Source organism: Rhodococcus sp. GXMU-t2271 (assembly GCF_041414735.1).
Lineage (GTDB): Bacteria > Actinomycetota > Actinomycetes > Mycobacteriales > Mycobacteriaceae > Rhodococcus > Rhodococcus indonesiensis.
In genome coordinates, this window is sequence record NZ_JAUIZP010000082.1 from 1 (window position 1) to 24239 (window position 24239).

The following is a 24239-nucleotide window of genomic DNA, read 5'->3' on the forward strand; positions in this document are numbered from 1 at the left end:
AACAGCCACCGGTCACTCGATGCGGTCGAGATCGATGCCCTTGGTCTCGCGGCTGCTCAGCACCGCGACGACGGTGATCATCATGGTCACCACCAGATACGCGACGACGGTCCCGACCCCGAACCGATCGACGAGCCAGACGGCGATGAACGGCGCGGGTGCACCGGCGATGATGGACGAGCCCTGGAACACCAGCGAGGAGCCGGCGTACCGGTACCGGGTCGGGAACAGCTCGGTGATCCAGGCAGCCTCGGGACCGGCGAGAGCGCCGTGGAAGAAGGCACCGACGCAGACCCCCACCCACAGCAACGGCACGCTCTGCATTTGTACGAGCCAGAAGAACACGGGTGCCCACACTACGAGCACCACGGCCGGGACGAGCATCGCGACGCGGCGGCCGACCCGGTCGGACCAGCGTCCGCCGCCGATCATGCCGACGAACTGGAACACCGACGCGAAGGTCACGGCCAGCATCACGTCGCCTCGGGCGAAGCCGTGATAGGTGGTGGCGTACGCGATGACGAAGATCGTGTACACGTAGAACGCGATGTTCTCGCCGAGCCGCATGCCGATGCCGATCAGCAGCGGGCGCGGGCGGGACAGCGCTTCGACGATGCTCGACCGGGACTCGGGGCGGTCCGCCGCGGCGGACTGCGCCGCCCGGAACACCGGGGACTCCTCGACGCCGTGCCGGATCCAGAAGCCGATGACCAGGAGGGGAACGGCGAACAGGAATGCGATCCGCCAGCCCCATGCGTCGAACGCGTCGGCCGGAAGCAGCAGCACCAGGGTCGAGACGACCACGGCGGCGAGCACGGTCCCCGACGGTGCGCCCGCCTGGGGCCACGACGCCCAGAAGCCGCGGCGCTTCGGCTCGCCGTACTCGCTCACCAGCAGCACCGCCGCACCGAATTCACCGCCGAGCGCGAAACCCTGGATCATGCGCAGCGCGACGAGCAGAACCGTCGCCCAGATGCCGATCTGTTCGTAGGTCGGCAGCAGCCCGATCGACGCGGTGGCCGTACCCAGCATCACGAACGTGATCACGAGCATCGGTTTGCGGCCGAACCGGTCACCGAGATGACCGAAGACGATGCCGCCGAGCGGTCGGGCGATGAAGCCGAGTCCCTGGGTGGCGAGGGCGAGCAGCAGTTTGGTGATGCCGTCGGATCCGGGGAAGAACAACGGACCGAGGACGGTGGCGGCGAGGATGCCGTAGATCGCGAAGTCGTACCACTCGAGCACGGCACCGGCCATACTGCCGGTGAGAACCCGCTTGAAGCTGCTGCGTGGCACGTCCGGCGCGGTGCGCACGGCGATCGGGTCGAGCGTGGATCCCATGGCGGGTCCCTTTCGGATCGGGTGAGTCAGAGTCGGAGGGTCAGGCGGTCGCCGCAGGCACGCGAACAGCAGGTCATCATCTGCCGGTTCGCTGCCCGCTCGGCCTTGGTGAGCACGGTGTCGCGGTGGTCGACCTCGCCGTCGAGGACGGTGACCTCGCAGGAGCCGCAGAGGCCTTCCTCGCAGTCGCTGGGTACGTCGATGTTGTTGGCGCGCAACGCGTCGAGGACGGTCTGGGTGGACTCGACCCGCACGGTGAGCCCCGAGTCGCGCAGTTCGAGGTCGAAGGCGTGCTCGACGTCCGGATCGAGTGCCGTGAGGGACGAGGTGAAATGCTCGACGTGCAGCGCACCGTCGGGCCAGTGCCGGCTCGCGTCCTCGAGTCCGGCGAGCAGCCGTCCGGGCCCGCACGCGTAGATCTGGGTGCCGGGCACCGGCGTCGCGAGGAGGGCGGCGAGGTCGACCCGGGTGCCTTCCTCCGAGACGTGCAGGGTGGCCCGGTCCCCGTGCCCGGCGACCCGCTCGAGATAGGCCATGCCGGAACGGTTCCGGCCGCAGTAGTGCAGCTCGTAGCTCCATCCCCGGGCGCGGGCGTGGTCGGCCATGGCCAGGACGGGGGTGATGCCGATGCCGCCGGCGACGAACACGTAGTGCTCGGCGTCGGGGTCGAGCGCGAAGTGGTTCCGGGGGCCGCGAATCCGGAGCGAGCCCCCCACCCGGAGCTGTTCGTGGACGTAGCGCGAGCCGCCGCGGCTCTCGGGGTCCAGGAGAACGGCGATCTCGTAGGTGGACGCGTCGGACGCGCCGCACAGCGAGTACTGCCGCGACAGCGCACCGAGGTCGACGTCGATGTGGGCGCCGGGAGTCCACGCGGGCAACGCGTTTCCGGCGGGGTCTCGCAGGACGACGCGTAGCACGTCGTCGGCGATCCGGTCCAGGCGCTCGACGGTGACGGTGCGCGAGACCGACCGGGTCGAGGGCTCGCCGATGGTGACGGGATGGCGCCGTTGCAGCACGCCCGGGTCGGTGCGCTCGGGATTCGCCTGCGGATCCCACTGCACCCACACGTGATCGGGACCGCGGAACGAGGTGTTCGGCAGGTAGGTGAATTCCTGATCGGGCACGAGTTCCATGTGGGGAAGCCGCGTGGTCAGTTCCTCGAGGAAGATCTGCATCTCCATGCGGGCGAGGTTCTTGCCCATGCACTGGTGGCTGCCGTACCCGAAGGTGAGGTGGTCGCTCGAGTTCGGGCGCCGGATGTCGAACTCGTCGGGGTGATCGAAGTGCCGCTCGTCGTGGTTGGCGGACGCGTTGACCACGAGGAGTTTTGCACCGGCGGGAATGTCGACGTCGCCGATGCGGGTGTCGGCGGTGGCCACCCGTCGCCACGCCGCGACCGATCCCGAGTGGCGCAGGCATTCCTCGACGGCGTTGGGGATCAGCGACGGATCCGCGCAGATCTCCTCCCACACCGGGCGGTTCTCGAGCAGCAGCTTGAACGCGTTCGCGGACGCGTTGGCCGTGGTCTCGTGGGCGGCGACGATGCCGGCCATCATCATCGAGTGCAGGTAGGAGTCGGTGACGACGTCCGGCATCTGTTGCTGCATGCGGATCCCGAAGGGCATCCAGCCGTGTCCCGACGGGTCCTGCCGCAACTTCTCGAGCACCGTGCCCGCGTACTGCCAGAACTTGCCGACCGCTTCGGCGACTGCCACCTGCTCCTCGGGTGCGGGACGGCCCCAGGTGTTCACGGTGTGGGCGATCGAGTACTTGCGCATCGTCGCCATGTCCTCCTCCGGCACGCCGAGGAAGTGCAGGGCGACGGTGAGAGGAACCTCCCACAGCATCTCGTCCACGAGGTCGGCCTTGCCGGATTCGACGAAGCGGTCGACGTATTCGCGCGTGAGACGTCGCACCATCGGCTCGTGATGCGCCAGTTCCTTCGGGGTGAACGGGTCCATGAGCGCGCGGCGGCGCGGCATGTGGGCCGGCTCGTCCTCGTTCACGAGGGTCCGCGCCATGGCGTAGTCGTAGCGGGCGAGGGTCGCGGTGGCCTCCTCGGAGACCGGGGTGATCTTCTCGAGGGCGATCGCCGGTGAGAACACGAGGTTGTCGCGGAACACCGCCTTCACATCCTCGTAGCGGGTGACCACCCAGTAGCCGAGTTCGGGGCTGTAGAACACCGGCTCCTCGTCGCGGGACCAGCGCAGCGATTCGGCCGGATCGGCCTGGTAGGCGGGCCCGAACGGGTCGAACGCCGCGGCGTTCGCCGACACCGGACAGCCGCCGGCCAGGGCCGGGTGATCGACGGGGCACGCGGACGCCGACGCCGGAACTGATGCACTCATACTGACACCGAAAACCTCTCCACCTGCACTGTTACTTTTATCGAACAGTTTCGTCCTATATGAGGACAAGGGGCAGAGTAAGGGGCGTCACAGAGGAGGTCAAGCCGCAGCGGCGGTCACATCCGGCGCACTCCGCTCGAGGGAACACGCCTCTCCCCCGCGCCTGGCAACCTGTGCCCGACACCGGAACCCGGCAAACCGGACGTCCCGAGAAACACCCGCTCGGCCGGTACAGCCACGATCGCGCCCTCAGCCGGCGGCGGCACCGAACCACTCGGACAGCCGCCCGAGCAGATCCTGCTGGTCGTCACCGACCCACGCCACGTGGCCGTCCGGCCGCAGCAGCGCCGCGGGCACGTCCAGTTCCTCGCCGACGTCGACGACGTGGTCGACCCGATCCGCCCAGCCCGCCACCGACAACCGGCCGGTCCGATCGAGCAGCAACCCACGGCCGCCGTGCATCAGCTCGTAGAGACGGCCTCGCTTCAGCGCCACGTCCCGCATCCGCCGGCCGAGCAGCTCGTGCCCCTCGCCGAAGTCGTAGCGGACCCCGACGGCGGTGATCATCTCGGTGATGTGCCGGTTCACCTCCTCCAAATCCATCAGCTCGGAGAACAGTTCCCGCAGCGCGGTCGCGCCCGGATCGGTTCCCATCAGCGCGATCTGCGCGCGGGTGTTCGCCAGCACGCGGGCCCCCACCGGGTGGCGCTCGGCGTGGTAGCTGTCCAGCAACCCCTCCGGCGCCCAGCCGTCCACCGCCGCAGCCAGTTTCCAGCCCAGGTTGAACGCATCCTGGATGCCCAGGTTGAGTCCTTGCCCCCCGGTCGGCGGATGGATGTGCGCGGCGTCGCCGGCCAGCAGCACCCGGCCGACCCGGTAGCGCTCGGCCTGCCGGGTGGCGTCACCGAAGCGGGAGAGCCAGCGCGGCGAGTGTGCGCCGAAGTCGGTGCCGGCGATCGACCGCAGCTGCTGCGTGAACTCCCCGAGGGCCGGTGCGGCCGCGCGGTCCTCGCTCACCCCGTCGGCGGGCACGACGACGCGGTACATTCCGTCCCCGAGCGGTACCGCACCGAACCGCAGCTGGGTCTTGCGGACTTCCGTGACGACGGCGGCCACCGTCGCCGGGTCCTCGGTCATCCTCATCTCCCCCAGCAGCGTCTCGACCCTGCTGGGCTCGCCCGGAAAGCCCACGCCGAGCAGCTTGCGCACCGTGCTGCGGCCGCCGTCGCAGCCGACGAGGTACCGCGAGCGCAGCCGAGCGCCGTCGACCGTTTCGACCGTCACCCCGTGATCGTCCTGGCTCAGTCCGACCACCTCGCAGCCGCGCCGGACCTCGGCACCGAGTTCGAGGGCACGCTCGTCGAGCAACCGCTCGGTGACCGGTTGCGGAGTGGCGAGGCCGTACGGGTGCGCCGTGTCCAGCCGGTCCGGCCACGGCTTGACGATTCCGCCGAAAAGCCCGCCGACCCGGAACTTCTCGCTGACGGCGAGGAACCGATCCAGCAGGCCGCGCTGATCCATCATCTCGACGCTGCGCGCGTGCAGCCCCTGCCCGCGGGACTGCCCGCTCGGTGCGTTCAGCTTCTCGAGCACGAGCGTGCGCACGCCGTGCAGCCGCAACTCGGTGGCCAGCATCAAACCGGTCGGCCCACCGCCGACGACGATCACATCGATCATGAAAACCCCGTTCACTGGTTGAATTTCGGCCACCTCTCCACGCGGACCGGCACCCCACGTCCGCAGACCCCCACCCGGCGGCGCGACTCCCCTCGGGATCCCGTCCGCCGGCCGATCCCACCTGCGAATCCCCACTTTCCGCAGGTCCCGGCTTCGACTGGCGATTGTGCAGCACGACTGGGGCCTTGCGGCAAGGCCCCGTGCGCGATATACGTTGAAAGGGGCAGGGAATCGAAGACGTCCCGGCCGTTCTTTCTCCCGCACCGCATTCGATGCGCACCGGAGTTCCGTCGATCCCCGGACTCGTGTCCGGTGGCGGGAGTGTCAGTCGGTGAGCAGAACGCTCAGCCGCGCGGCCGCGTCCTGGACGGCGAGCGCCGCGGCGTCGACGTCGAGACCGGCGATGGCCACCACCCCCACACTGCATTCGAGACCGGCCCCCCGGGGCGCGCGCACCCCGGCAGCGACACCCACGGCGCCGTGTTCGAGCTGCCCCCGGGTGACGCTGTAGCCGAGCTCCCGGGCCTGCTTCACCGCGTCGGGGTCGCGGGCGTCCTCGGGCCGCAGCGCGAGGATCGCGATCCCGGCCGCACCGCGGTCGAGCGGGTGCCGGTTGCCCACCCGGTAGCCCACGTGCAAGAGCGCCCCCTCCGGCTCCGCGACGAGGATGACGATGCACTCGTCCCCTTGCGCGGCGGAGACGAAGGCCGTCGCCTGCGTGCGCTCGGCCAGGTCGTGCAGCACCGAACCGGCCGCGTGCTGGAACTGCGGCACGAACCGCGACGAAAGGACGGCGGCACCGGCGCCGAGCCGGATCCGGCCGTCGTCGGCCCGCACCACCAGCGAGTGGGATTCGAGCGTGGCAACGATCCGGTAGCAGATCGCCCGCGCGATCTCGAGCTCCTTGGCGAGGTCCGCGACCGTGATTCCGGCGGGCGACCGGGAGATGATGTCGAGCGCGCGCAGACCACGATCGAGCGTCTGCAGCGTACTCATGGTGTCCTCCGTCCGTCCGGATCCGACCCTACCGGCGCGGGCATCGTCCCCGATGCAGCGCATTGCAACGCTTGAGCACCGCGTGCCGCACTGATTGCCTTCGAGTGACACAGGTCACTACGGACAGGAGTCGGCATGGGCATCGAAGGAAAGGTCGCGCTGGTCACCGGCGCCGGACAGGGCATCGGACGGGCGATCGCGCTGCGCCTGGCGGCCGACGGTGCGGACGTCGCACTGCTCGATGTCGACGGCGGAAAGCTGGCGGCGGTCGAGGGCGAGGTGCGGGCGGCCGGCTCGAAGGCGATCTCCGTCGTCGCGGACGTGACCGACCGCGAGCAGATCCGAGCAGCCGTCGACCGGACGGAGGCCGAACTCGGCGGGTTCGACATCATCGTCAACAACGCCGGCATCGCACAGGTCAACCCGATCGCCGACGTGACGCCGGAGGAGGTGTCGCGGATCATGGCGGTCAACGTCGAAGGTGTGCTGTGGGGCATCCAGGTCGCCGCCGCCAAGTTCCGCGAGCGTGGGCACGGTGGCAAGATCGTCAACGCGTCCTCGATCGCCGGTCACGAAGGCTTCGCGATGCTCGGGGTGTACTCCGCGACCAAATTCGCCGTCCGGGCGCTCACGCAGGCGGCGGCCAAGGAGTACGCGTCCGACGGGATCACCGTCAATGCCTACTGCCCCGGCGTCGTCGGCACCGACATGTGGGTCACCATCGACGAACGCTTCGCGGCACTGACCGGGGCGCCGAAGGGAGCGACGTTCGAGAAGTTCGTCGGCGGCATCGCGCTCGGCCGGGCGCAGACACCGGAGGACGTCGCGGCCTACGTCTCCTACCTCGCGGGCCCGGACTCCGACTACATGACCGGGCAGTCCGGGCTGATCGACGGTGGCCTGGTCTATCGGTGACCCGAACCCGATGCACCGGAAGGATATTCCCGTGTTGACCAGAACGGTACGGGCACTGGCGGCCCCTGCTCGTGTTCCTCGACCACATGATGGCGCCGAAGCACTGCCCCGAGCTGTTCGAGCTCTCCGAGCAGCTCGCGGACCGACCCGACTGATCGGCGGGTTCCGGTTCGGCGGCGGACTTCGGCGCCGTTCTTCCCGTCCTCGCTGCACCCCGCCGCCACAGGTCGGCGAGCTCCGGCAGTTCCGCCGGGCCGGGAAGACCGGCGCGTAACGCTCGTACTGCGTCGACCGGTTGCGTGACGATGTGGCCGCGCACGAGTCGCGCCGTCGGCACGAGTGTTCAGCGGAACTTCCCGGCTCGGTGGCGGCGTACCGCGTCCGCATTTCCGCAACGGGCGCTGCAGTACGCCCGGCGGCCGTTGCGGCTGGTGTCGACGAACACAAGACTGCATCCCGCGTTCGCGCATGCGCCCAGCCGTCCCCCCTCGGCTTCGACCGTGAAGATCGCGAGCCCGCCCGCGGTGACCGCCGTCACGCGTCCGACGACGTCGTTCTCGTCCGGCGTGAAATGCAGATGGGGACGGCGGTTGTCGTGAGTGGTGAGGTACACGCTGGCTACCCCGTCGAGCAGCAGGGCGTTGATCGAGCGGCAGCGTTGCTCCTCGTCGGGTGCCACGAACACCGTCCGGAGCCGGGTCGACCACCGGCGCAGCGCCGGCAAGTCGCTCTCGCCGACATCCGACCACCGGATCGCGTGCTCGCGAAGCACCGCCTCGACCTCCGGGACGGTCCACACGCCCCGCGCCTGAAGGTTCACGAGGTCCGCGGCCAGCAGCGCGCCGGTCATGTTGTCATGGTTGAACTGCACTGACCGATTGCATCACGGTGGTCGCGTGCACCTGGTCACCACCGCCGTCCTCCCCGTCGTTCTCGTCCTCGCCCTGGGCGCTGTCCTCCGTCGCCGTGTCGTCACCGACGCCGGCTTCTGGCGTGGAATGGAGTGGCTGAGCTACCACGTGTTCACGCCTGCGTTGTTCGTCGAATCGATCGCCCGGACCTCGCTGCGGGAGGTCTCGCCGGTTCCGTTGCTTCTCAGCCTGTCGATCCCGGTCCTGGCCGTGTCGATGCTGCTCGTCGCCCTGCGTCGACCGCTTCGGGCCGAGGGGCCGCAGCTCACCTCGCTGGTGCAAGGAAGCATCCGCATCAACACCTACATCGGACTGGTGTTCGCCTCGGCGCTCGAAGGCACCGCCGGGGTGGCCGCGTTCGCACTCGCAGCCTCGGTGATGGTTCCGTTGGTCAACGTCGTCTCGGTCACCGCGCTGTCGTTCTTCGGTGCCCGCGATCACGAGGCTGCGACGACGAGTACGTGGCGCCACCTGGCCACCAACCCCTTGATCCTGGGATGCCTCGCGGGCTTGACGCTCAACCTCACCGGAATCGGGTTGCCCTCGGCGATCGCGGTGCCGGTCGAGATGCTGGCAGAACCCGCACTCGTCACCGGCACACTCGTGGCAGGGGCGGCGATCACTCTTCGGGTGCGGCTGCGCGACGGCCTCGACATCACCATCGCGTCGACGATCAAACTGATCGCCCTTCCGCTGGCTGCCGCGGCCCTCGCAAGTGCACTGGGCTTGAGCGCCGCGGCCCTGACCGCCGTCGTGCTCATCTGCGCCGTCCCCACCGCGCCCTCGGCGTACATCCTCGCCGGCCGCATGGGTGGCGACGCGCAACTGATGGCATCCATCACCGGAGCGCAGACAGTCCTTTCCACGGCGACTCTGCCGCTGGTCCTGCACCTGACCACAGCGACATGACCCAGGGCCTGCAACGACGTGCCGCGTGAGCGCAGCACCGTGACCGCCGGAAGCGACATGCCCGCCCAATGATCACCGACGGCGAGACACCTCGCGGCAACATCCCGGCTCATGCTTCCCAGTCCGGCCGAGTAAACAGTCGGTCGGCTGAGAACACGGAAGCTTCAGTAGAGAATCCGACCCCATCCACGCGCCCTCGCACTGTTCGCGCCCACACAGACGGGAGTTGCCCCGGTCACCGTCTCTTCGGCAGCTCGCAATGCCATCCGACCAGTTCCAGGCGGTGCGCCACACACACCAGGGGACGCCAGCCCCGCGAACCCCTCGCCGGAAAGCTCCCACCGGGTGCGTCCCCGCGCCCCGACACGAGTTTGACTTTGTGCGGCGCGTCACATAGCTTGTCGACTGCTAACCGAACGATCGATTGGCTATATACGTTCGCAGGAAGGGCAGCCATGGCCACCCCCTCGGTTTCACAGGCGCAGGAGACGACGCCCGGCGCGCCACAGCACGCCGCCCCGCAGAACACGCGGCGGGCGGCCCGTAAGGCCGCGTTCGCCGCAGCGGTGTCGACGTCCCTCGAGTGGTACGACTTCTTCATCTATGCCACTGCCGCGGCGCTCGTGTTCAACAAGACGTTCTTCGCCACCGGCAGCGAGGTCGTGGCCGCGCTCAATTCGTTCGCCACCGTCGCCGTCGGTTTCGTCGCCCGCCCGATCGGCGGGATCGTCTCGGGCCACTTCGGAGACAAGTACGGGCGCAAGCCGGTGCTCGTGACCGCCATCCTGCTCATGGGTGTCGCGACCACCCTGATCGGCTTCGTGCCGAACACGTCGATCACCTGGCTCGCTCCCGCGATGCTGGTCCTGCTCCGCATCTGCCAGGGCCTGGCCGTCGGGGCGCAGTGGGGTGGCGCGGTCCTGCTGGCCACCGAGTACGCTCCGGCCGATCGCCGCGGCTTCTACGGGAGCTTCGCCCAGCTCGGCATCCCGATCGGCGTGGTGATGGGAAACGCGGTCTTCCTGGCGGTGGCGTGGGCGGTCTCACCCGAGGCGTTCACGTCGTGGGGCTGGCGCGTGCCGTTCTGGATCAGCCTGTTCATGCTCTTCGTCGCGTTCGCCATCCACCGCTACCTCGAGGAGACCCCCGAGTTCCAGCAGGTCGAGGCCAAGCTCGCGGCCGCGCCGGCCCAGCGACGTTCCCCGGTCCTCGAGGTCCTCCGGCACAACAGTGGCACCGTGCTCATGGCGGGCGGCACCTATCTGGTCGGCATCGTGATGTTCTACATCACCATCACCGGCTCGGTGCAGGTGGCTACGACGAACCTCGGCATCGCGCGCTCGGACGTGCTGGCGATCATCCTGATCGCCGCGGGCGTCCTCGTACCGATGGTGCCGCTGACCGCCTACCTGTCGGACCGCTACGGCCGCAAGCTGATCTACGGCATCGGCATCGTCGGCATGGGTCTGTGGGCCGTGCCGATGTGGCTGCTCATCGGGGCGTCGTCGTCGGGCGACATCCTGCCGTTGGCCGTCGCGCTCATCGTCTCCTGCGTGGTCATGTCGTTCCAGACCGGACCGCAGGCCGCCCTGTTCGCCGAGCTCTTTCCGCCGGAGATCCGTTACTCCGGAGCATCTCTGGGATACCAGGCCGCGGCAATCCTCGGTGGTATGGCACCCATGGCGATGGTCGCGCTGATCAACGGGGAGGTCGCCAACCTCTGGCGCGTGGGTCTGCTCATCGCGGCGCTCTCGGTCCTCGCCCTCGCCTGCCTGGTGGCCCTCGCCCGTCGTCGCCCCTGAGCTCGTTGCCACTGAGCTCGTTGCCCCTGAGCTCGTTGCCACTGAGCTCGTTGCCACTGAGCTCGTTGCCACTGAGCTCGTCGCCCACCGAACGAACCCTGGAGAACCCATGTATCCCGGTGCCTATCTCGACACCGCTGCACACAAGCCCGCCGTGATCATGGCCGACACCGGCCGGACGGTCACCTTCGCCGAACTCGAAGCCAATTCGATCCGCATCGCCCGCCACCTCCGCGCGCTGGGACTGTGCCGCGGCGATCATGTCGCGGTGCTCGCCACCAACACACCCCGGGTGTTCGACATCTACTGGGCGGCGATGCGGTCGGGTCTCTACGTCACGATGGTGAACTGGCATCTCACCCCCGGCGAGGCCGCGTACATCGTCGACGACTGCGGCGCGAAGGCCGTGATCGTGGACGCCGCGCTCACGGAGATCGCCGGTGAGCTCCCTGCCCTGCTGCCGAACACCGAGCACCGCCTCGGCTTCGGCGGCACGCTTCCCGGGTATGCCGACCTGGATGCGGCCGCAGCTGCCGAGTCCGACGTGGCACTTGCGGATCAGCCGCGGGGGACGGACATGCTCTACTCGTCGGGCACCACGGGCCGCCCCAAGGGCATCAAGCCCGCCCTGCCCGACCGCCAGGTCCACGAACCCGGCGACACGATGACCGCAATGAATGCCTCGGTGTGGGGCGTGAATTCGGAGACCGTGTACCTGTCCCCCGCACCGCTGTACCACGCGGCGCCGCTGCGCACGTGCGCCGCGGTGCAGGCCCTCGGCGGCACGGTGGTCGTGATGGACCGCTTCGATGCCGAGAAGGCCCTCGAGTACATCGAGCGGTACCGCGTCACCTACAGCCAGTGGGTGCCCACCATGTTCGTGCGCATGCTCAAACTGCCGGAGGACGTGCGCTCCCGCTACGACGTGTCCAGCCTGCAGGTCGCCGTGCACGCCGCAGCCCCCTGCCCGATCGAGGTCAAGCGACAGATGATCGCGTGGTGGGGTCCGATCCTGTCGGAGTACTACTCCTCCACCGAACTCAACGGCCTCACCCTGGTCGACACGGACGAATGGCTGCGCAAGCCCGGAACGGTGGGCCGGGCCGCGCTCGGGATCGTCCACATCTGCGGCGAGAACGGCGACGACCTGCCCGCGGGGCAGATCGGCACGATCTACTTCGAGCGCGACGTGCTGCCGTTCGAATACCACAACGCGCCGGAGAAGACCCGCGATGCCCAGCACCCGCGCCACCCGGCGTGGACGACGACCGGTGACGTCGGTTACCTGGACGAGGACGGGTACCTGTTCCTCACCGACCGCGATTCGTTCATGATCATCTCCGGCGGGGTCAACATCTACCCGCAGGAGATCGAGAACGCGCTCGTCGAGCACCCCAAGGTCCTCGACGCCGGCGTGATCGGGGTGCCCGATGCCGAGATGGGTGAGATCGTGACCGCGGTGATCCAGCCCGCTCCCGGCGTCGACGGCGACGACACGCTCGCCGCCGAACTGGCCGACCACCTCCGCGGCCGCCTCGCCAAGTACAAGCTTCCGCGCCGGATCGTGTTCAGCGACGACATGCCCCGCACACCGACCGGCAAGCTCGTCAAGCGCAAGTTGAAGGAGCGCTTCGTCGACACTCCGGTGTGACACCGGACCACGAATCCTGTCGACTACGAATATGATTCGGCCTGCCGCTCGTTGCGAGCGGCAGGCCGAATCGTCGGTTCGAGGTCGCGTCCCGGCCGGTTCGGCACCCCTTGCGATCGCCGGACGCGTGCTCGGCGAGCTGCGCACCACTAGTCCGGTGCGCGTGGTGGATCCGGCCGGCATCGTTGCCGCGATGGGGGTGTGATCGCGCTCGACTCCTCTGACGGGCACTACCTGCCCGGGGCGCTGGTCACCGCACCTACGTGCACGGGGCGCTGTTCACCGCCCCTACGTGCACGGGGCGCTGGTCACCGCCCACAGCGCCGCACGCGCCCCGTGACTGCCGCCGAGTGCGGCACTCACGGGGCGCGTTCATCCGAGCGGCGGAGGCACCTGCACGAGTTGCTCCGGGGGTCTGTCGACTGGGCGCCCCCGGGTGGTCCTATCCGCGCACCTCGTGCAGCACCGGGGTGTCGGCGAACTCGGCGCGGGCGAGGGACCGGCGATGCACCTGGTCGGGGCCGTCGGCGATCTGCAGGAACCGTGCCTGCGAGTACAGCATCGCGAGTGGAGTGTCCTGGGACAGGCCCGCACCGCCGAAGATCTGGACGGCGTCGTCGACGATCTCCTTCACCGTCTGCGGCACCAGCACCTTGGCGGCGGCGATGTCGTGCCGGGCGGCCTTGGCGCCCTCGACGTCCATCCGCCAGGCGGCCCGCAGCACCATCAGCCGAGCCGCATCCACCCGGATGCGCGCGTCGGCGACGGTGGCTTGCACGACCCCTTCGTCGGCCAGCGGCCTGCCGAATGCGACGCGGGTGCGCGCCCGTTCCGTCATCAGCGCGACGGCGCGTTCGGCCATGCCGATCAGGCGCATGCAGTGGTGGATCCGGCCCGGACCCAGGCGGGCCTGCGCGACGGCGAAACCCTGGCCGCGCGGGCCGAGCAGGTTCTCCTTGGGCACCCGCACCCGGTCGAAGACGATCTCGCCGTGCCCGCCCTCGTGCCGGTCGTCGAATCCGAGCACGGTCGTGAAGCGGACGATGTCCAGGCCCGGGGTCTCCATCGGGACCAGCACGATCGAGTGCTTCGAGCCGGCGGGGGCGTCGGGGTCGGTGACGCCCATGACCATCGCGACGCGGCAGTCCTCCCGCAGTGCGGCGGTGGACCACCATTTGCGGCCGGTGAGCACCCACTCGTCGCCGTCGTCGGCGATCTCGAGGCGGACGTTGCTCGCGTCCGAGCTGGCGACGTCGGGTTCGGTCATCGAGAAACAGGACCGGATCTCACCTTCCAGCAGGGGGCCGAGCCACTGCTGCTTCTGAGCGTCGGTGCCGAAGCGGGCGAGCAGCTCCATGTTCCCGGCGTCCGGTGCGGCGCAGTTGAGCGCCTCCGGGGCGAGATGCGGGCTCCATCCGGTCAATTCGGCCAGCGGGGCGTATTCGAGATTGGTCAGGCCGGCCCCGCCCGCCTCGGGGAGGAAGAGGTTCCACAGCCCCTGCCGCTTGGCGGAAGCCTTGAGGTCGGCCATGATCGGCGGGGCACCCCAGTAGTCGGGCTTGCTCGCCAGTTGCTGCGCGGCGATCGGCTCGGCCGGCAGGATGCGTTCTTGCAGGAAGCCGGTGAGCCGGTCCTGCAGTTCGCGGACCTTGGGGCTGTATTCGAAATCCATTGTTCCTCCGGTTCGAGTGGTCGCCTAGCGGCGCAATGCGGGAAGGGCCGAGGTGGCGGCGAGATCGAGGGCGCGCCGGAGCAACGGTCCGACCATGTCGGCGATGCCGTCGAAGCCCTCTCCCACCGTCTCGCCCCGGTCGTGGCGAGCACCGATCCCCTCGAGGATCACGGCGATCTTGAAGTCGGCGAAGACGATGTACCAGTCGATGTCGGCGACGTCGATGCCACGCGCTCCGGCGTAGCGTTCGAGCAGCTCCGCGCGGGTGGGGAAGCCGTCGAGGGTGGCGAGGCCGCAGGTGATGGGGTTGGGTGTCGCACCGGGAACGTCCCAGAAGCTCAGCATGATTCCGATGTCGGCGAGGGTGTCGCCGAGAGTGGCCATCTCCCAGTCGAGTACGGCGGCGATGTGACCGCGGTCCTGCGGCGCGGCGAGGACGTTGTCGAGCTTGACGTCGCCGTGGACGATCCCCGGGTGGCGGGTCTGCGGCAGCGCGCGCCGGAGCTTGTCGAGCAGCACCGAGACCTCGGGCCGGTCGACCCTGCGGGACGCCTCCCACTGCTTCGCCCACCGGCCGAGCTGGCGCTCGAGGTAGCCGGCCGGCCGGCCGAAGCTGCCGAGCCCGACGGCGCCGGGGTCGATGTCGTGCAGCGCCGCGAGCGTGTCGGCGAGCGAGAACCCGAGGCGGCGGCGTTCGTCCGGGGTGAGGGCCGAGGCCTGGTCGACGGTGCCGACGGCCACACCGTCGACGAGTTCCATCAGATAGAAGGTCGCGCCGAGGATGCTCTCGTCCTCGCACAGGTGCACCGCGCGGGGCACCGGCACGGACGCGCCGCCGAGGGCGTCGATGACGGTGAACTCGCGCCGCATGTCGTGCGCGCTCGGCAGCACGTGCCCGTACGGCGGTCGGCGCAGCACCCATACGTGCTCGTCGTCGGCGAGGCGGTAGGTGGGGTTGGAGCGGCCACCGCCGATGAGGGAGGCGGTCAGTGCCCCGGAGACTCCACCGTCGAGTACGCGCTGCAGGTGGGCGGTCAGGGCGTCGAGATCGAGGCCGGCGACGGCGCCCGCAGGCGATGCAGTCATCACGGATTCCTTCCTGCGTCGGCCTGTCGGCCAAACGATCGTTCGGGTGACCTACAGAGTCACCGAACGAGCGTTCGGTGTCAACCTCGGTGCCGAAGAAAGGATCCGAACTGGAGAAACGCTGACGGGAGAAAGGAAGACTGCCACGCTCGAGACCGGGCAGCCGATCGACCGCTAGGAAACAGGGGCGCCGACGCGACGGGGGCGATGCTGCACCATCGCCAAGGCGAGATCCGCGTAGCGGTCCGCGAGTTCCTCCGCCCGCAGCGGCCCGTCGGACCGCCACCAGGTGCACACCGACTGGCCCATGTTGATGATCCCGCGCACCGCATCACGCGGGAACTCCACCTCGAAGGCCCCCTCTTCGACGCCCCGCTCGACGACGTCGCGGAACAGGCCCTCCTGTTCGTCGCGCAGCGCGACGACGAGCCGGCGACCGGCCTCGTTCAGGCTGCGCAGTTCCGTCGCACCCACCAGCGCATCGAGCTGCCGGGTGGTGTGGAACATGACCCACGCCCGCACCAGCGCCTGCAACTGCGCGTCCGGCGAACCACCCGCCCGCAGCAACGCCCCCCGGGTCATGGCGATCGCATCGTGCAGCGCCCGGGTCATGATGTCCTGCAGAATCTCCTGCTTGGACTTGAAGTGGTGGTAGATCGAGGCGACGGTGATGTCGGCGTCGCGGGCGATGTCCCGCATCGAGGTGCCGTGGTACCCGCGCTCGTTCATGTTCCGCAACGCCGAGTCGAGGATCGCCTGCCGGCCGTTACCGGTCCCGACCGTAGCCGCCTTCGCCGCGCTCATCGTCTACTCCGTCCCGCCGGTCGTGAACCGCTGACAGCGTAGTCGCAGGGCGGGTGCCCGAATCGGCCGGATCCGCCCCGCGAATCCCGAGACGGCCGTCTCCGCGTGCCGAACCCACGGATGTCGGTCCGACCTGGCAGCATCAGCCGCGGCAGCCTCGCCCGGGGCCGCTCACCATCGGACAACACAGGGGGCCGTCATGCCAGCACCCGTTCTCACCGACGAACAGCGCACCGCCGCACTCGCCAAGGCCGCCGAAGTGCGCAAGGCCCGCAGCGAGCTGCTCGCCGCCGTCAAGGCCGGCGAGCTCGACGTCCCGGCCGTGCTCGAGAAGGCGGAGACCGACGAGGTCGTGAAGAAGACGAAGGTCTCCGCCCTGATCAAGGCGCTGCCGGGAGTCGGCGCGGTCAAGGCCGCCAAGCTCCTCGAGCAGCTGTCGATCCCGGACACCCGCCGCATCGGGGGCCTCGGCGCCAACCAGCGTCAGGCGCTGCTCGACGCCACGACGGCCGCCTGACCCGTCGTTCGGCCCGGCGCAGGTGTTCCCACGTCCCGAAGGGGGAACACCTGCGCGGGCGCGTCGACCACGCGCTCCGCGACCACGGAAACCGACCGAGCGGGAGGAGTCGGATGACGACGTCCGTGCCCGAATCGCGGCAACAGCAGGACCGGCTGTTGTTCCGATTCATGCTGCTCTCCTTGGCCGCCGCGGTGGTCACCATCGTCCTCAAGGCGAGCGCCGCATGGGCGACCGGCTCGGTCGGGTTCCTCTCCGATGCCCTCGAATCCGGCGTCAACCTCGTCGCCGCAGTGGTGGCGCTGATCGCGCTGCGGGTGGCGGCCCGCCCCCCGGACGCGAGCCACCACTTCGGCCACGGCAAGGCCGAGTACGTCTCCGCCCTGGTCGAGGGCGCGATGATCTTCGTCGCCGCCACCGCCATCATCTGGACCGCGGTCGAACGCCTGATCAGCCCGGTTCCGCTCGTCCAGCCAGGGCTCGGACTGGCCCTGTCGACCGTCGCCTCGGTGATCAACCTCGGCGTCGGCCTCACCCTGCTGCGCGTGGGACGCACGCACCGCTCGATCACGCTCGTCGCGGACGGCAAGCACCTGCTGACCGACGTATGGACCTCCGCCGGAGTGATCGTCGGCATCGCGCTGGTCGCCGTCACCGGCTGGGAGCCCCTGGACCCGATCGTGGCGCTCGCCGTGGGCGTCAACATCCTGTGGACCGGGTACCGGTTGCTTCGCGGCTCGGTCAGCGGCCTGCTCAGCGCCGCCCTCCCCCAGCACGAACAGGACCAGGTCAACGCCGTACTGGACGGATTCCGTGCCGAGTGCCCCGTCAAGTTCGCGCCGCTGCGCACCGTCGAATCCGGCCGGCAGCGTCAAGTGTTCGTCGTCGTGACCGTGCCCGGCGACTGGACCGTGCGGACCGCCCACGACATGGCCGACCGCATCGAGGCGGCGATCGACGCGGTGCTGCCGCACACCGAGACCTTCATCCACGTGGAACCGGCCGGACCGGAGAACGCCTGACGGCAGCCACCTCGTCGCGGCCCGGTCGAGCGAGAGTTCGACACCTCGAGCGCGAGCGAACCGGAGGCGCGCCGAGCGATCCTGGCGGCACCGGTCGGGACGTTGGGCGACGGCGCGGAGACGCGGAGGGGGCGGAGGCGCGGCCACCGTGGCACGTGGACTACGGATACCAGATCACCATCGGTGCAAGGACTTTCGTCCACTTCGGCGCCGTCGCGCGACTCAGCGACGTTCCTGGATACGGACCATGTTGCCCGCCGGGTCTCGGAAGGCGCAGTCGCGGATGCCGTACGGCTGCTCGGTCGGCTCCTGCACGACCTCGACATCCCCGGACTGCACCTTCTCGAACGTGGCATCGAGATCGCGGGTGGCCAGCAGGATCCAGCCGTAGGTGCCCTTGGCCATCATCTCGGCGATGGTGCGACGCTCGTCGTCGGTGATACCCGGGTCGACGGCCGGCGGCGCCAGAAGGATGGACGTGTCGGGCTGACCTGCGGGACCGACTGTGATCCAGCGCATCTTGCCCTGCCCGACGTCGTTGCGGACCTCGAAGCCGAGGACATCGCGGTAGAAGGCGAGCGACGCCTCCGGGTCGTCGTGCGGCAGGAAGCTGGTGTGAATGGTGATATCCATGACGAGCAGAGTAGGAGCGTCTCCGCGTCCCGCGCTTCTCGATTCCTGATCGATCCGGGCAACCAGGTCGCCGCACCAGGACGGCTGCACGGTGATCACCGCGAGGTGGGACGATGGGTGTGAACGGCATGGCCGGCGAGGTGACGTGCGGTGTTGACCAGCGCCACATGGCTGAATGCCTGGGGCACGTTGCCGAGCTGCCGACGGGCGTGCGGATCGTACTCCTCGGCGAGCAACCCGACGTCGTTGCACACCGACAACAACCGCTCGAACAACGCCCGAGCTTCGCGGGTGCGGCCGGCCCCGTGCAGCGCGTCCGCGAGCCAGAAGCTGCAGGCCAGGAACGCTCCTTCCGGCTCGACGATGCCGTCGACGTGGTCGAGTTCCGGCCGATACCGCAGCAAGAAGCCGTCGTGACCGAGTTCGCGCTCTACGGTGGCCACGGTACTCAGCACGCGCGGATCGTCCCACGGCAGGAATCCGGTGCGGGGAATGAGCAGCGCCGCCGCGTCCACGCCGCGGCTGCCGTAGAACTGGGTGAAGGTGCCGCGATCGGAATCGAATCCCTTCGCCAGGATCTCGGTGCGGATCTGCTCGCGCAGCACGCGCCACCGATCGACCGGCCCGGCAAGCCCGAACCGTTCGACTGCCCGGATCCCCCGGTCGACCCCCGCCCACGCCATCACCTTGGAATGGACGAACGGGCGCCTCGGCCCGCGCACCTCCCACAGACCGTTGTCGGGTTCCTGCCAATGACTCTCGAGATAATCCAGCAACGCCACCTCGATGTCCCAGGCCGGGTCACCGCGCAGGCTGCTCTGCCGGGCCTGGTGCAGTCCGTCGAGCACCTCACCCCACACATCGAGCTGGAACTGCTCGGCGGCGGCGTTGCCGATGCGCACCGGCACCGAGTTCTCGTAACCGGACAACCACGACAGCTCGTATTCCGGGACGCGCCGGGCTCCGTCGAGCTGGTACATCATCTGCAGGTCCGCCGGGTTACCGGCCACCGCCCGCACCAGCCAGTTGCGCCAAGCCTTGGCTTCGACGACGAATCCGCAGCCGAGAAGCGCCTGCAGCGTGAAGGTGGCGTCCCGCAGCCAGCAGTACCGGTAGTCCCAGTTCCGGCTGCCGCCGATCTGCTCGGGCAATGAGGTGGTGGCCGCAGCCAAGATGCCCCCGGTGGGCCGATAGGTCAAGGCCTCCAGGGTGATCAGGGAACGATGCACGGCCTCGGAGTACTCCCCGGTGTAGTCGCACCGCTCGATCCACTCGGTCCAGTACGCCTCCGTGTCGGCGATCGCCCGCAGGGCGTCGAGCGGACGCGGGGTGTGCCCGTAGGACAACGCATAGGTCAGCACGAACGGGACACTCTCGCCGGCCCGGACCTCGAACTCCGCGGTGGTCCTCATGTCGTGGCCGTGCAACGGCACCGGGGTGCGCAGCCAGGCCGCATCCGGGCCGGCGACCGCGGTCAGACATCCGGGCAGGCGGCGCACCCACGGCACGACGTGCCCGTAGTCGAAGCGCAGCCGCACCTCGGTGCTCATCCGCACCGATCCCGTCAGTCCTTCGACGACACGGACGACGTCGGCGGCCTCGGCCCGCACCGGCATACAGTCGGTCACCCGCACGGTCCCGGTCGCGGTGACCCACTCGGTGTCCAGAACGAGGGTGTCGCGGCGGTACGCCCGCCGGGTGCACACCCCGCCGTCAACGGGGGCGAGCAACCATCGTCCGGCCTCCTCGCCGTCGAGCAGCGCCGCGAAACACGCCGGAGAATCGAACCGGGGCAGGCACAACCAGTCGATCGAGCCGTCCCGGCCCACCAGCGCCGCAGTGTGCAGATCACCGACCAACGCATAGTCCTCGATACGCTGCTGCATCACCCATCGACCTCCCGGGGTGCCGGCACATCGCCCCGCCGGTGTGGACAGGCACCGACCATGAGCGCGACGTAGCCGTCCACGGGCGCTGTGCCCGTCCAGTATGCCGAGCCCGGCGAAACCGCGGGGTACAAACAGGGCCCCGCTACCGCTGGGCAACTCCGCTGCGACGTGGCACGATCGCGTAGGTGACCGGGGGACCTGCTGACGCGCAGCACCTGCGCGATCTCGCGCGGCTGCGCCGCGTTCGTGATCGGATCGATCGGGAGTACGCCCAGCCGCTGGACGTCGAGGCGCTCGCTCGCGGGGTGCACATGTCGGCGGGACACCTCAGCAGGCAGTTCCGGGCGGCGTACGGGGAGTCGCCGTATGCGTATCTGATGACGCGGCGCATCGAACGCGCGATGGCACTGCTGCGTCGCGGCGATCTGAGTGTCACCGAGGTGTGTTTCGCGGTGGGCTGCTCGTCGCTGGGCACCTTCAGCACCCGCTTCACCGAGCTGGTCGGTGTGCCGCCCAGTGTCTACCGGCGTCAGGCGGCGCACGCGGCGGCGGGAATGCCGTCGTGTGTCGCGAAGACGGTGACCCGACCGATCAGGAATCGAGAAGCGGGAGCTGCGGAGCCGCAACTAGCCTGACCGCCATGACGTCACCGTTGACCCGAGCTTTCCCCTCCCGGCGGATGGAGACACCATGAGCATGGCCACGAAGACGGACACGCAACCCCCCACGCTGCACACTGCCGACAGCCACGATCTGATTCGCGTCCACGGTGCGCGCGTGAACAACCTCCACGACGTCAGCGTCGAGATCCCGAAGCGCCGGTTGACGGTGTTCACCGGGGTCTCCGGCTCGGGCAAGAGCTCGCTGGTGTTCGGCACGATCGCCGCGGAGTCGCAACGACTGATCAACGAGACCTACAGTGCCTTCGTACAGGGTTTCATGCCGACCCTGGCGCGTCCCGACGTCGACCTGCTCGAAGGGTTGACGACGGCGATCATCGTCGACCAGGAGCGGATGGGCTCGAATCCCCGCTCCACCGTCGGCACCGCCACGGACGCGCACGCGATGCTGCGCATCCTCTTCAGCCGGTTGGGGCAACCGCACATCGGTTCCCCCAACGCGTACTCGTTCAATGTCCCCTCGGTGAAAGCCAGCGGTGCGATCACGGTCGAGCGCGGCGCCGGCAGGACGAAGACCGAGAAGGCAACCTTCCACCGGCTCGGCGGCATGTGCCCCCGCTGCGAGGGGATGGGTTCGGTCACCGACTTCGACCGGTCCGCGTTGTACGACGAAAACCTGTCGCTGGACGAGGGCGCGCTCACGATCCCCGGCTACAGCATGGACGGCTGGTACGGCCGGATCTACCGGGGCTGCGGATTCTTCGACTCGGCCAAGCCGATCCGCAAGTACACCAAGAGGGAGCTGCACGACCTGCTCTACAAGGAACCGACCAAGATCAAGGTCGACGGGATCAACCTGACGTACGAGGGGCTGATCCCGAAGATCCAGAAGTCGATGCTGTCCAAGGACGTCGATGCTCTGCAGCCGCACATCCGGGCGTTCGTGGAACGGGCCGTGACCTTCTCCACCTGCCCCGAGTGCAACGGCACCCGGCTCGCCCAGGAGGCCCTGTCGTCGAAGATCGACGGCAGGAACATCGCCGACGTCTGCGCCATGCAGATCAGTGACCTGGCGGACTGGGTCCGCAGCCTGGACGAGCCATCGGTGGCTCCGCTGCTCACCGGGTTGCAGCACCTCCTCGACGCGTTCACCGAGATCGGCTTGGGATACCTCTCCCTCGACCGGCCGGCGGGCACCCTGTCCGGGGGAGAAGCCCAGCGCACCAAGATGATCCGACACCTCGGCTCCTCCCTCACCGACGTCACCTACGTCTTCGACGAGCCCACCATCGGACTGCACCCGCACGACATCGCCCGGATGAACGACCTGTTGCTGCAGTTGCGCGACAAGGGCAACACCGTGCTCGTCGTCGAGCACAAGCCGGAGGCGATCGCGATCGCCGACCACGTCGTCGACCTCGGGCCGGGGGCCGGCACCGAGGGCGGTGAGGTGGTGTTCGAGGGCACCGTCGAGGGGCTGCGCGCCAGTGGCACGCTCACCGGGCGGCACCTGGACGACCGCGCGTCGGTGAAGCCCGCGGTGCGGACCCCGTCGGGGGTGCTGGAGGTGCGCGGCGCCGACACGCACAACCTGCAGAACGTCGACGTGGACATCCCACTCGGCGTGCTGGTCGTCCTCACCGGCGTGGCGGGCTCCGGGAAGAGCTCGCTGATCGACGGTTCGGTAGCCGGGCGCGAGGGCGTGGTCACGGTCGACCAGGGGGCGATCAGGGGTTCGCGGCGGAGCAATCCGGCGACGTACACCGGGTTGCTCGACCCGATCCGAAAGGCGTTCGCGAAGGCCAACGGCGTGAAGCCGGCATTGTTCAGCGCCAACTCCGAGGGCGCGTGCCCGGCGTGCAACGGCGCCGGGGTCATCTACACCGACCTGGGAGTGATGGCCACCGTCGAATCCACCTGCGAGGAATGCGAAGGCAAGCGGTTCCAGTCCGCGGTGCTGGAGTTCACGTTCGGCGGCCGCAGCATCGCCGACGTGCTCGCGATGCCGGTGACCGAGGCCGAGGAGTTCTTCGGCGCGGGCGAGACGCGGATCCCGGCGGCGCACAAGATCCTGGAGCGGCTCGCCGACGTGGGGCTCGGCTACCTCAGCCTCGGCCAGCCGCTCAGCACGCTGTCCGGCGGTGAACGGCAGCGAATCAAGCTGGCGACCCGGATGGCCGAGAAGGGCGGTGTCTACGTCCTCGACGAACCGACGACCGGTCTGCACCTCGCGGATGTCGAACAACTGCTCGGTCTGCTCGACAGGCTGGTCGACTCCGGCAAGTCGGTCATCGTCATCGAGCACCACCAGGCGGTCATGGCGCACGCCGACTGGATCATCGACCTCGGACCCGGCGCCGGCCACGACGGTGGCCGGATCGTCTTCGAGGGCACGCCCGCCGACCTCGTCGCCACGCGGCCCACCCTCACCGGCGAACACCTCGCGGCCTACGTCGGCGCCTGACCGTGCCCGTCGCGTGGGTACGTCCCGCCGGCACGACGGTCAGTAGGGGCGGAGAGTGAGGATCTGGGACACGGTGCCCACGGGACCGCGAGTGTCGTGGAGGACGCTGCTCGTCAGGCCGAGACCGTCGGGACCGAACGAGACGGTGGTGTCGAAGCCGAGCCAGTCACCACGAGGCTCGGTGAACAGATGGGCGGTGAGGTCGACGTTGGGGAAGGCGACGTCGTCCGGGGACGCCCGCACGGTCATGCCGTTGGCGATGTCGAACAGTCCGGCGGCACCGGCCAGCGCGCTGACCTTCTCGTCGAGCACCAGGGGCAGCGGCGTGCGCACCCAGTACGCCGCCCGGCCCGGCTCGAACTGGGTGCGGCGGACTTCGGTGGACGCGATAAACCCGCCCGGCCACACCGTCGAGGCGTCCCACGGCTTCATGGCCTCGGGCGGGTCGATCCGCGGCAGCGACGTCGCCTCCAGCGCGGAGGTGGGGCGCGGCTGCATGAGCCAGGCCCGCAGCCGTACCGCGGCGCGACCGTCGTGCGCGAGGACGGCCTCGACGAGCTCGATGGTGCGCCCGGGACGGAGGACGGTCACGGTGGTCTCGACCGTGTCGACCGGGACGGTGCCGAGGATGTCGTAGGACAGGCGCGCGACGACCAGTCCGTCGTCGCGGCGGGCGTCCCGGTCGCATTCGACGGCGTGGACCAGTAGCCCCAGGGCGGGCGCGATGTGCTGTTCCTGCGGGTTCCAGGCGCCGCCCACGTGATGGGTCGGCCGGAACGCGGCCGGACCGATCCGTTCGAAGTAGGCCATCTGCTGCTCCAGAAATCGGGGACTCGTCCAGGCATGATCCCAGGCGGGCACGATCCTCCGCGGACCGGGCAGTGCGGGACGGCGACAGCCCGCCCCTGGTCGACCAGGGGCGGGCTGTCGTGAATTGCGGCGCCGGTCAGGCGGGGACGTGGGCGTCGGCCCAGGCGTTGTA

The 24239-nt window shown here is 69.2% G+C and carries 20 protein-coding genes; 9 read left to right on the forward strand and 11 right to left on the reverse strand.

Features of this window, described 5'->3' with window-relative positions:
- Positions 1 to 12: 12 nt before the first annotated feature.
- The 4 genes from QYS60_RS25485 to QYS60_RS25500 form a co-directional block, all read right to left on the reverse strand.
- On the reverse strand, positions 13 to 1341 hold the full coding sequence (locus QYS60_RS25485) for an MFS transporter (protein WP_054375022.1): 1329 nt from the start codon (positions 1339 to 1341) through the stop codon (positions 13 to 15).
- 26 nt (positions 1342 to 1367) lie between these two features.
- Entirely contained in the window at positions 1368 to 3689 is a 2322-nt protein-coding gene (locus QYS60_RS25490) for a cytochrome P450/oxidoreductase (RefSeq protein WP_371384624.1), read from the reverse strand.
- Positions 3690 to 3938: 249 nt separating this feature from the next.
- Positions 3939 to 5366: a rifampin monooxygenase gene (gene rox / locus QYS60_RS25495; protein WP_371384625.1), complete on the reverse strand. Its 1428-nt coding sequence runs from the start codon at positions 5364 to 5366 to the stop codon at positions 3939 to 3941.
- 324 nt (positions 5367 to 5690) lie between these two features.
- The gene (locus QYS60_RS25500) at positions 5691 to 6362 is read right to left on the reverse strand and encodes an IclR family transcriptional regulator (protein ID WP_371384626.1); all 672 of its coding nucleotides are present in this window, start codon (positions 6360 to 6362) and stop codon (positions 5691 to 5693) included.
- Positions 6363 to 6497: 135 nt separating this feature from the next.
- Here QYS60_RS25500 and QYS60_RS25505 point away from each other — a divergent pair, with 135 nt between their 5' ends.
- Positions 6498 to 7277, forward strand: a complete 780-nt coding sequence (locus QYS60_RS25505; protein ID WP_010596221.1) for an acetoin reductase — start codon at positions 6498 to 6500, stop codon at positions 7275 to 7277.
- Positions 7278 to 7620: 343 nt separating this feature from the next.
- Here the strand turns inward: QYS60_RS25505 and QYS60_RS25510 are convergent, their stop codons facing one another.
- Entirely contained in the window at positions 7621 to 8127 is a 507-nt protein-coding gene (locus QYS60_RS25510) for a CGNR zinc finger domain-containing protein (protein ID WP_371384627.1), read from the reverse strand.
- Positions 8128 to 8173: 46 nt separating this feature from the next.
- Between QYS60_RS25510 and QYS60_RS25515 the strand changes: the two genes are divergently transcribed.
- The 4 genes from QYS60_RS25515 to QYS60_RS25530 all read left to right on the forward strand — a co-directional run bounded on the left by QYS60_RS25515 (position 8174) and on the right by QYS60_RS25530 (position 12755).
- Positions 8174 to 9097 carry an AEC family transporter gene (locus tag QYS60_RS25515; RefSeq protein ID WP_371384628.1) on the forward strand — a complete coding sequence of 308 codons (924 nt, stop codon included), beginning with the start codon at positions 8174 to 8176 and terminating at the stop codon, positions 9095 to 9097.
- A 455-nt stretch (positions 9098 to 9552) separates the two neighbouring features.
- Positions 9553 to 10899 (forward strand): MFS transporter, encoded by a 1347-nt coding sequence (locus QYS60_RS25520; protein ID WP_003937191.1) that lies wholly within the window; start codon positions 9553 to 9555, stop codon positions 10897 to 10899.
- 109 nt (positions 10900 to 11008) lie between these two features.
- Positions 11009 to 12550 (forward strand): acyl-CoA synthetase, encoded by a 1542-nt coding sequence (locus tag QYS60_RS25525; protein ID WP_003937192.1) that lies wholly within the window; start codon positions 11009 to 11011, stop codon positions 12548 to 12550.
- Positions 12551 to 12581: 31 nt separating this feature from the next.
- On the forward strand, positions 12582 to 12755 hold the full coding sequence (locus QYS60_RS25530) for a hypothetical protein (RefSeq protein ID WP_161628485.1): 174 nt from the start codon (positions 12582 to 12584) through the stop codon (positions 12753 to 12755).
- A gap of 237 nt (positions 12756 to 12992) precedes the next feature.
- Here the strand turns inward: QYS60_RS25530 and QYS60_RS25535 are convergent, their stop codons facing one another.
- The 3 genes from QYS60_RS25535 to QYS60_RS25545 form a co-directional block, all read right to left on the reverse strand.
- Positions 12993 to 14222, reverse strand: a complete 1230-nt coding sequence (locus QYS60_RS25535; protein WP_371384629.1) for an acyl-CoA dehydrogenase family protein — start codon at positions 14220 to 14222, stop codon at positions 12993 to 12995.
- 24 nt (positions 14223 to 14246) lie between these two features.
- Positions 14247 to 15308, reverse strand: a complete 1062-nt coding sequence (locus tag QYS60_RS25540) for a phosphotransferase family protein (protein WP_371384630.1) — start codon at positions 15306 to 15308, stop codon at positions 14247 to 14249.
- Between the two features lie 174 nt (positions 15309 to 15482).
- Complete coding sequence (locus QYS60_RS25545; protein ID WP_289379635.1) at positions 15483 to 16112, reverse strand: TetR/AcrR family transcriptional regulator; 630 nt, start codon at positions 16110 to 16112, stop codon at positions 15483 to 15485.
- 199 nt (positions 16113 to 16311) lie between these two features.
- Between QYS60_RS25545 and mihF the strand changes: the two genes are divergently transcribed.
- Together mihF and QYS60_RS25555 are read left to right on the forward strand one after the other, a co-directional pair.
- Entirely contained in the window at positions 16312 to 16629 is a 318-nt protein-coding gene (gene mihF / locus QYS60_RS25550) for an integration host factor, actinobacterial type (RefSeq protein WP_003937196.1), read from the forward strand.
- Positions 16630 to 16742: 113 nt separating this feature from the next.
- Positions 16743 to 17651, forward strand: coding sequence for a cation diffusion facilitator family transporter (locus QYS60_RS25555; RefSeq protein ID WP_371384631.1), 909 nt, complete (start codon positions 16743 to 16745; stop codon positions 17649 to 17651).
- A 222-nt stretch (positions 17652 to 17873) separates the two neighbouring features.
- Here QYS60_RS25555 and QYS60_RS25560 read toward each other — a convergent pair whose 3' ends face one another.
- Positions 17874 to 18284, reverse strand: coding sequence for a VOC family protein (locus QYS60_RS25560; protein ID WP_371384632.1), 411 nt, complete (start codon positions 18282 to 18284; stop codon positions 17874 to 17876).
- Positions 18285 to 18379: 95 nt separating this feature from the next.
- On the reverse strand, positions 18380 to 20170 hold the full coding sequence (locus QYS60_RS25565) for a glycoside hydrolase family 15 protein (protein ID WP_371384633.1): 1791 nt from the start codon (positions 20168 to 20170) through the stop codon (positions 18380 to 18382).
- 188 nt (positions 20171 to 20358) lie between these two features.
- Here QYS60_RS25565 and QYS60_RS25570 point away from each other — a divergent pair, with 188 nt between their 5' ends.
- A complete protein-coding gene (locus tag QYS60_RS25570) occupies positions 20359 to 20808 on the forward strand; it encodes a helix-turn-helix transcriptional regulator (protein WP_003937200.1) in 450 nt (149 codons plus the stop codon).
- A 55-nt stretch (positions 20809 to 20863) separates the two neighbouring features.
- Entirely contained in the window at positions 20864 to 23257 is a 2394-nt protein-coding gene (locus tag QYS60_RS25575) for an ATP-binding cassette domain-containing protein (RefSeq protein ID WP_371384634.1), read from the forward strand.
- A 39-nt stretch (positions 23258 to 23296) separates the two neighbouring features.
- On the opposite strand, the gene QYS60_RS25580 is transcribed toward QYS60_RS25575, so the two are convergent.
- The gene (locus QYS60_RS25580) at positions 23297 to 24067 is read right to left on the reverse strand and encodes a thioesterase family protein (protein ID WP_371384635.1); all 771 of its coding nucleotides are present in this window, start codon (positions 24065 to 24067) and stop codon (positions 23297 to 23299) included.
- Between the last annotated feature and the right edge of the window lie 172 nt (positions 24068 to 24239).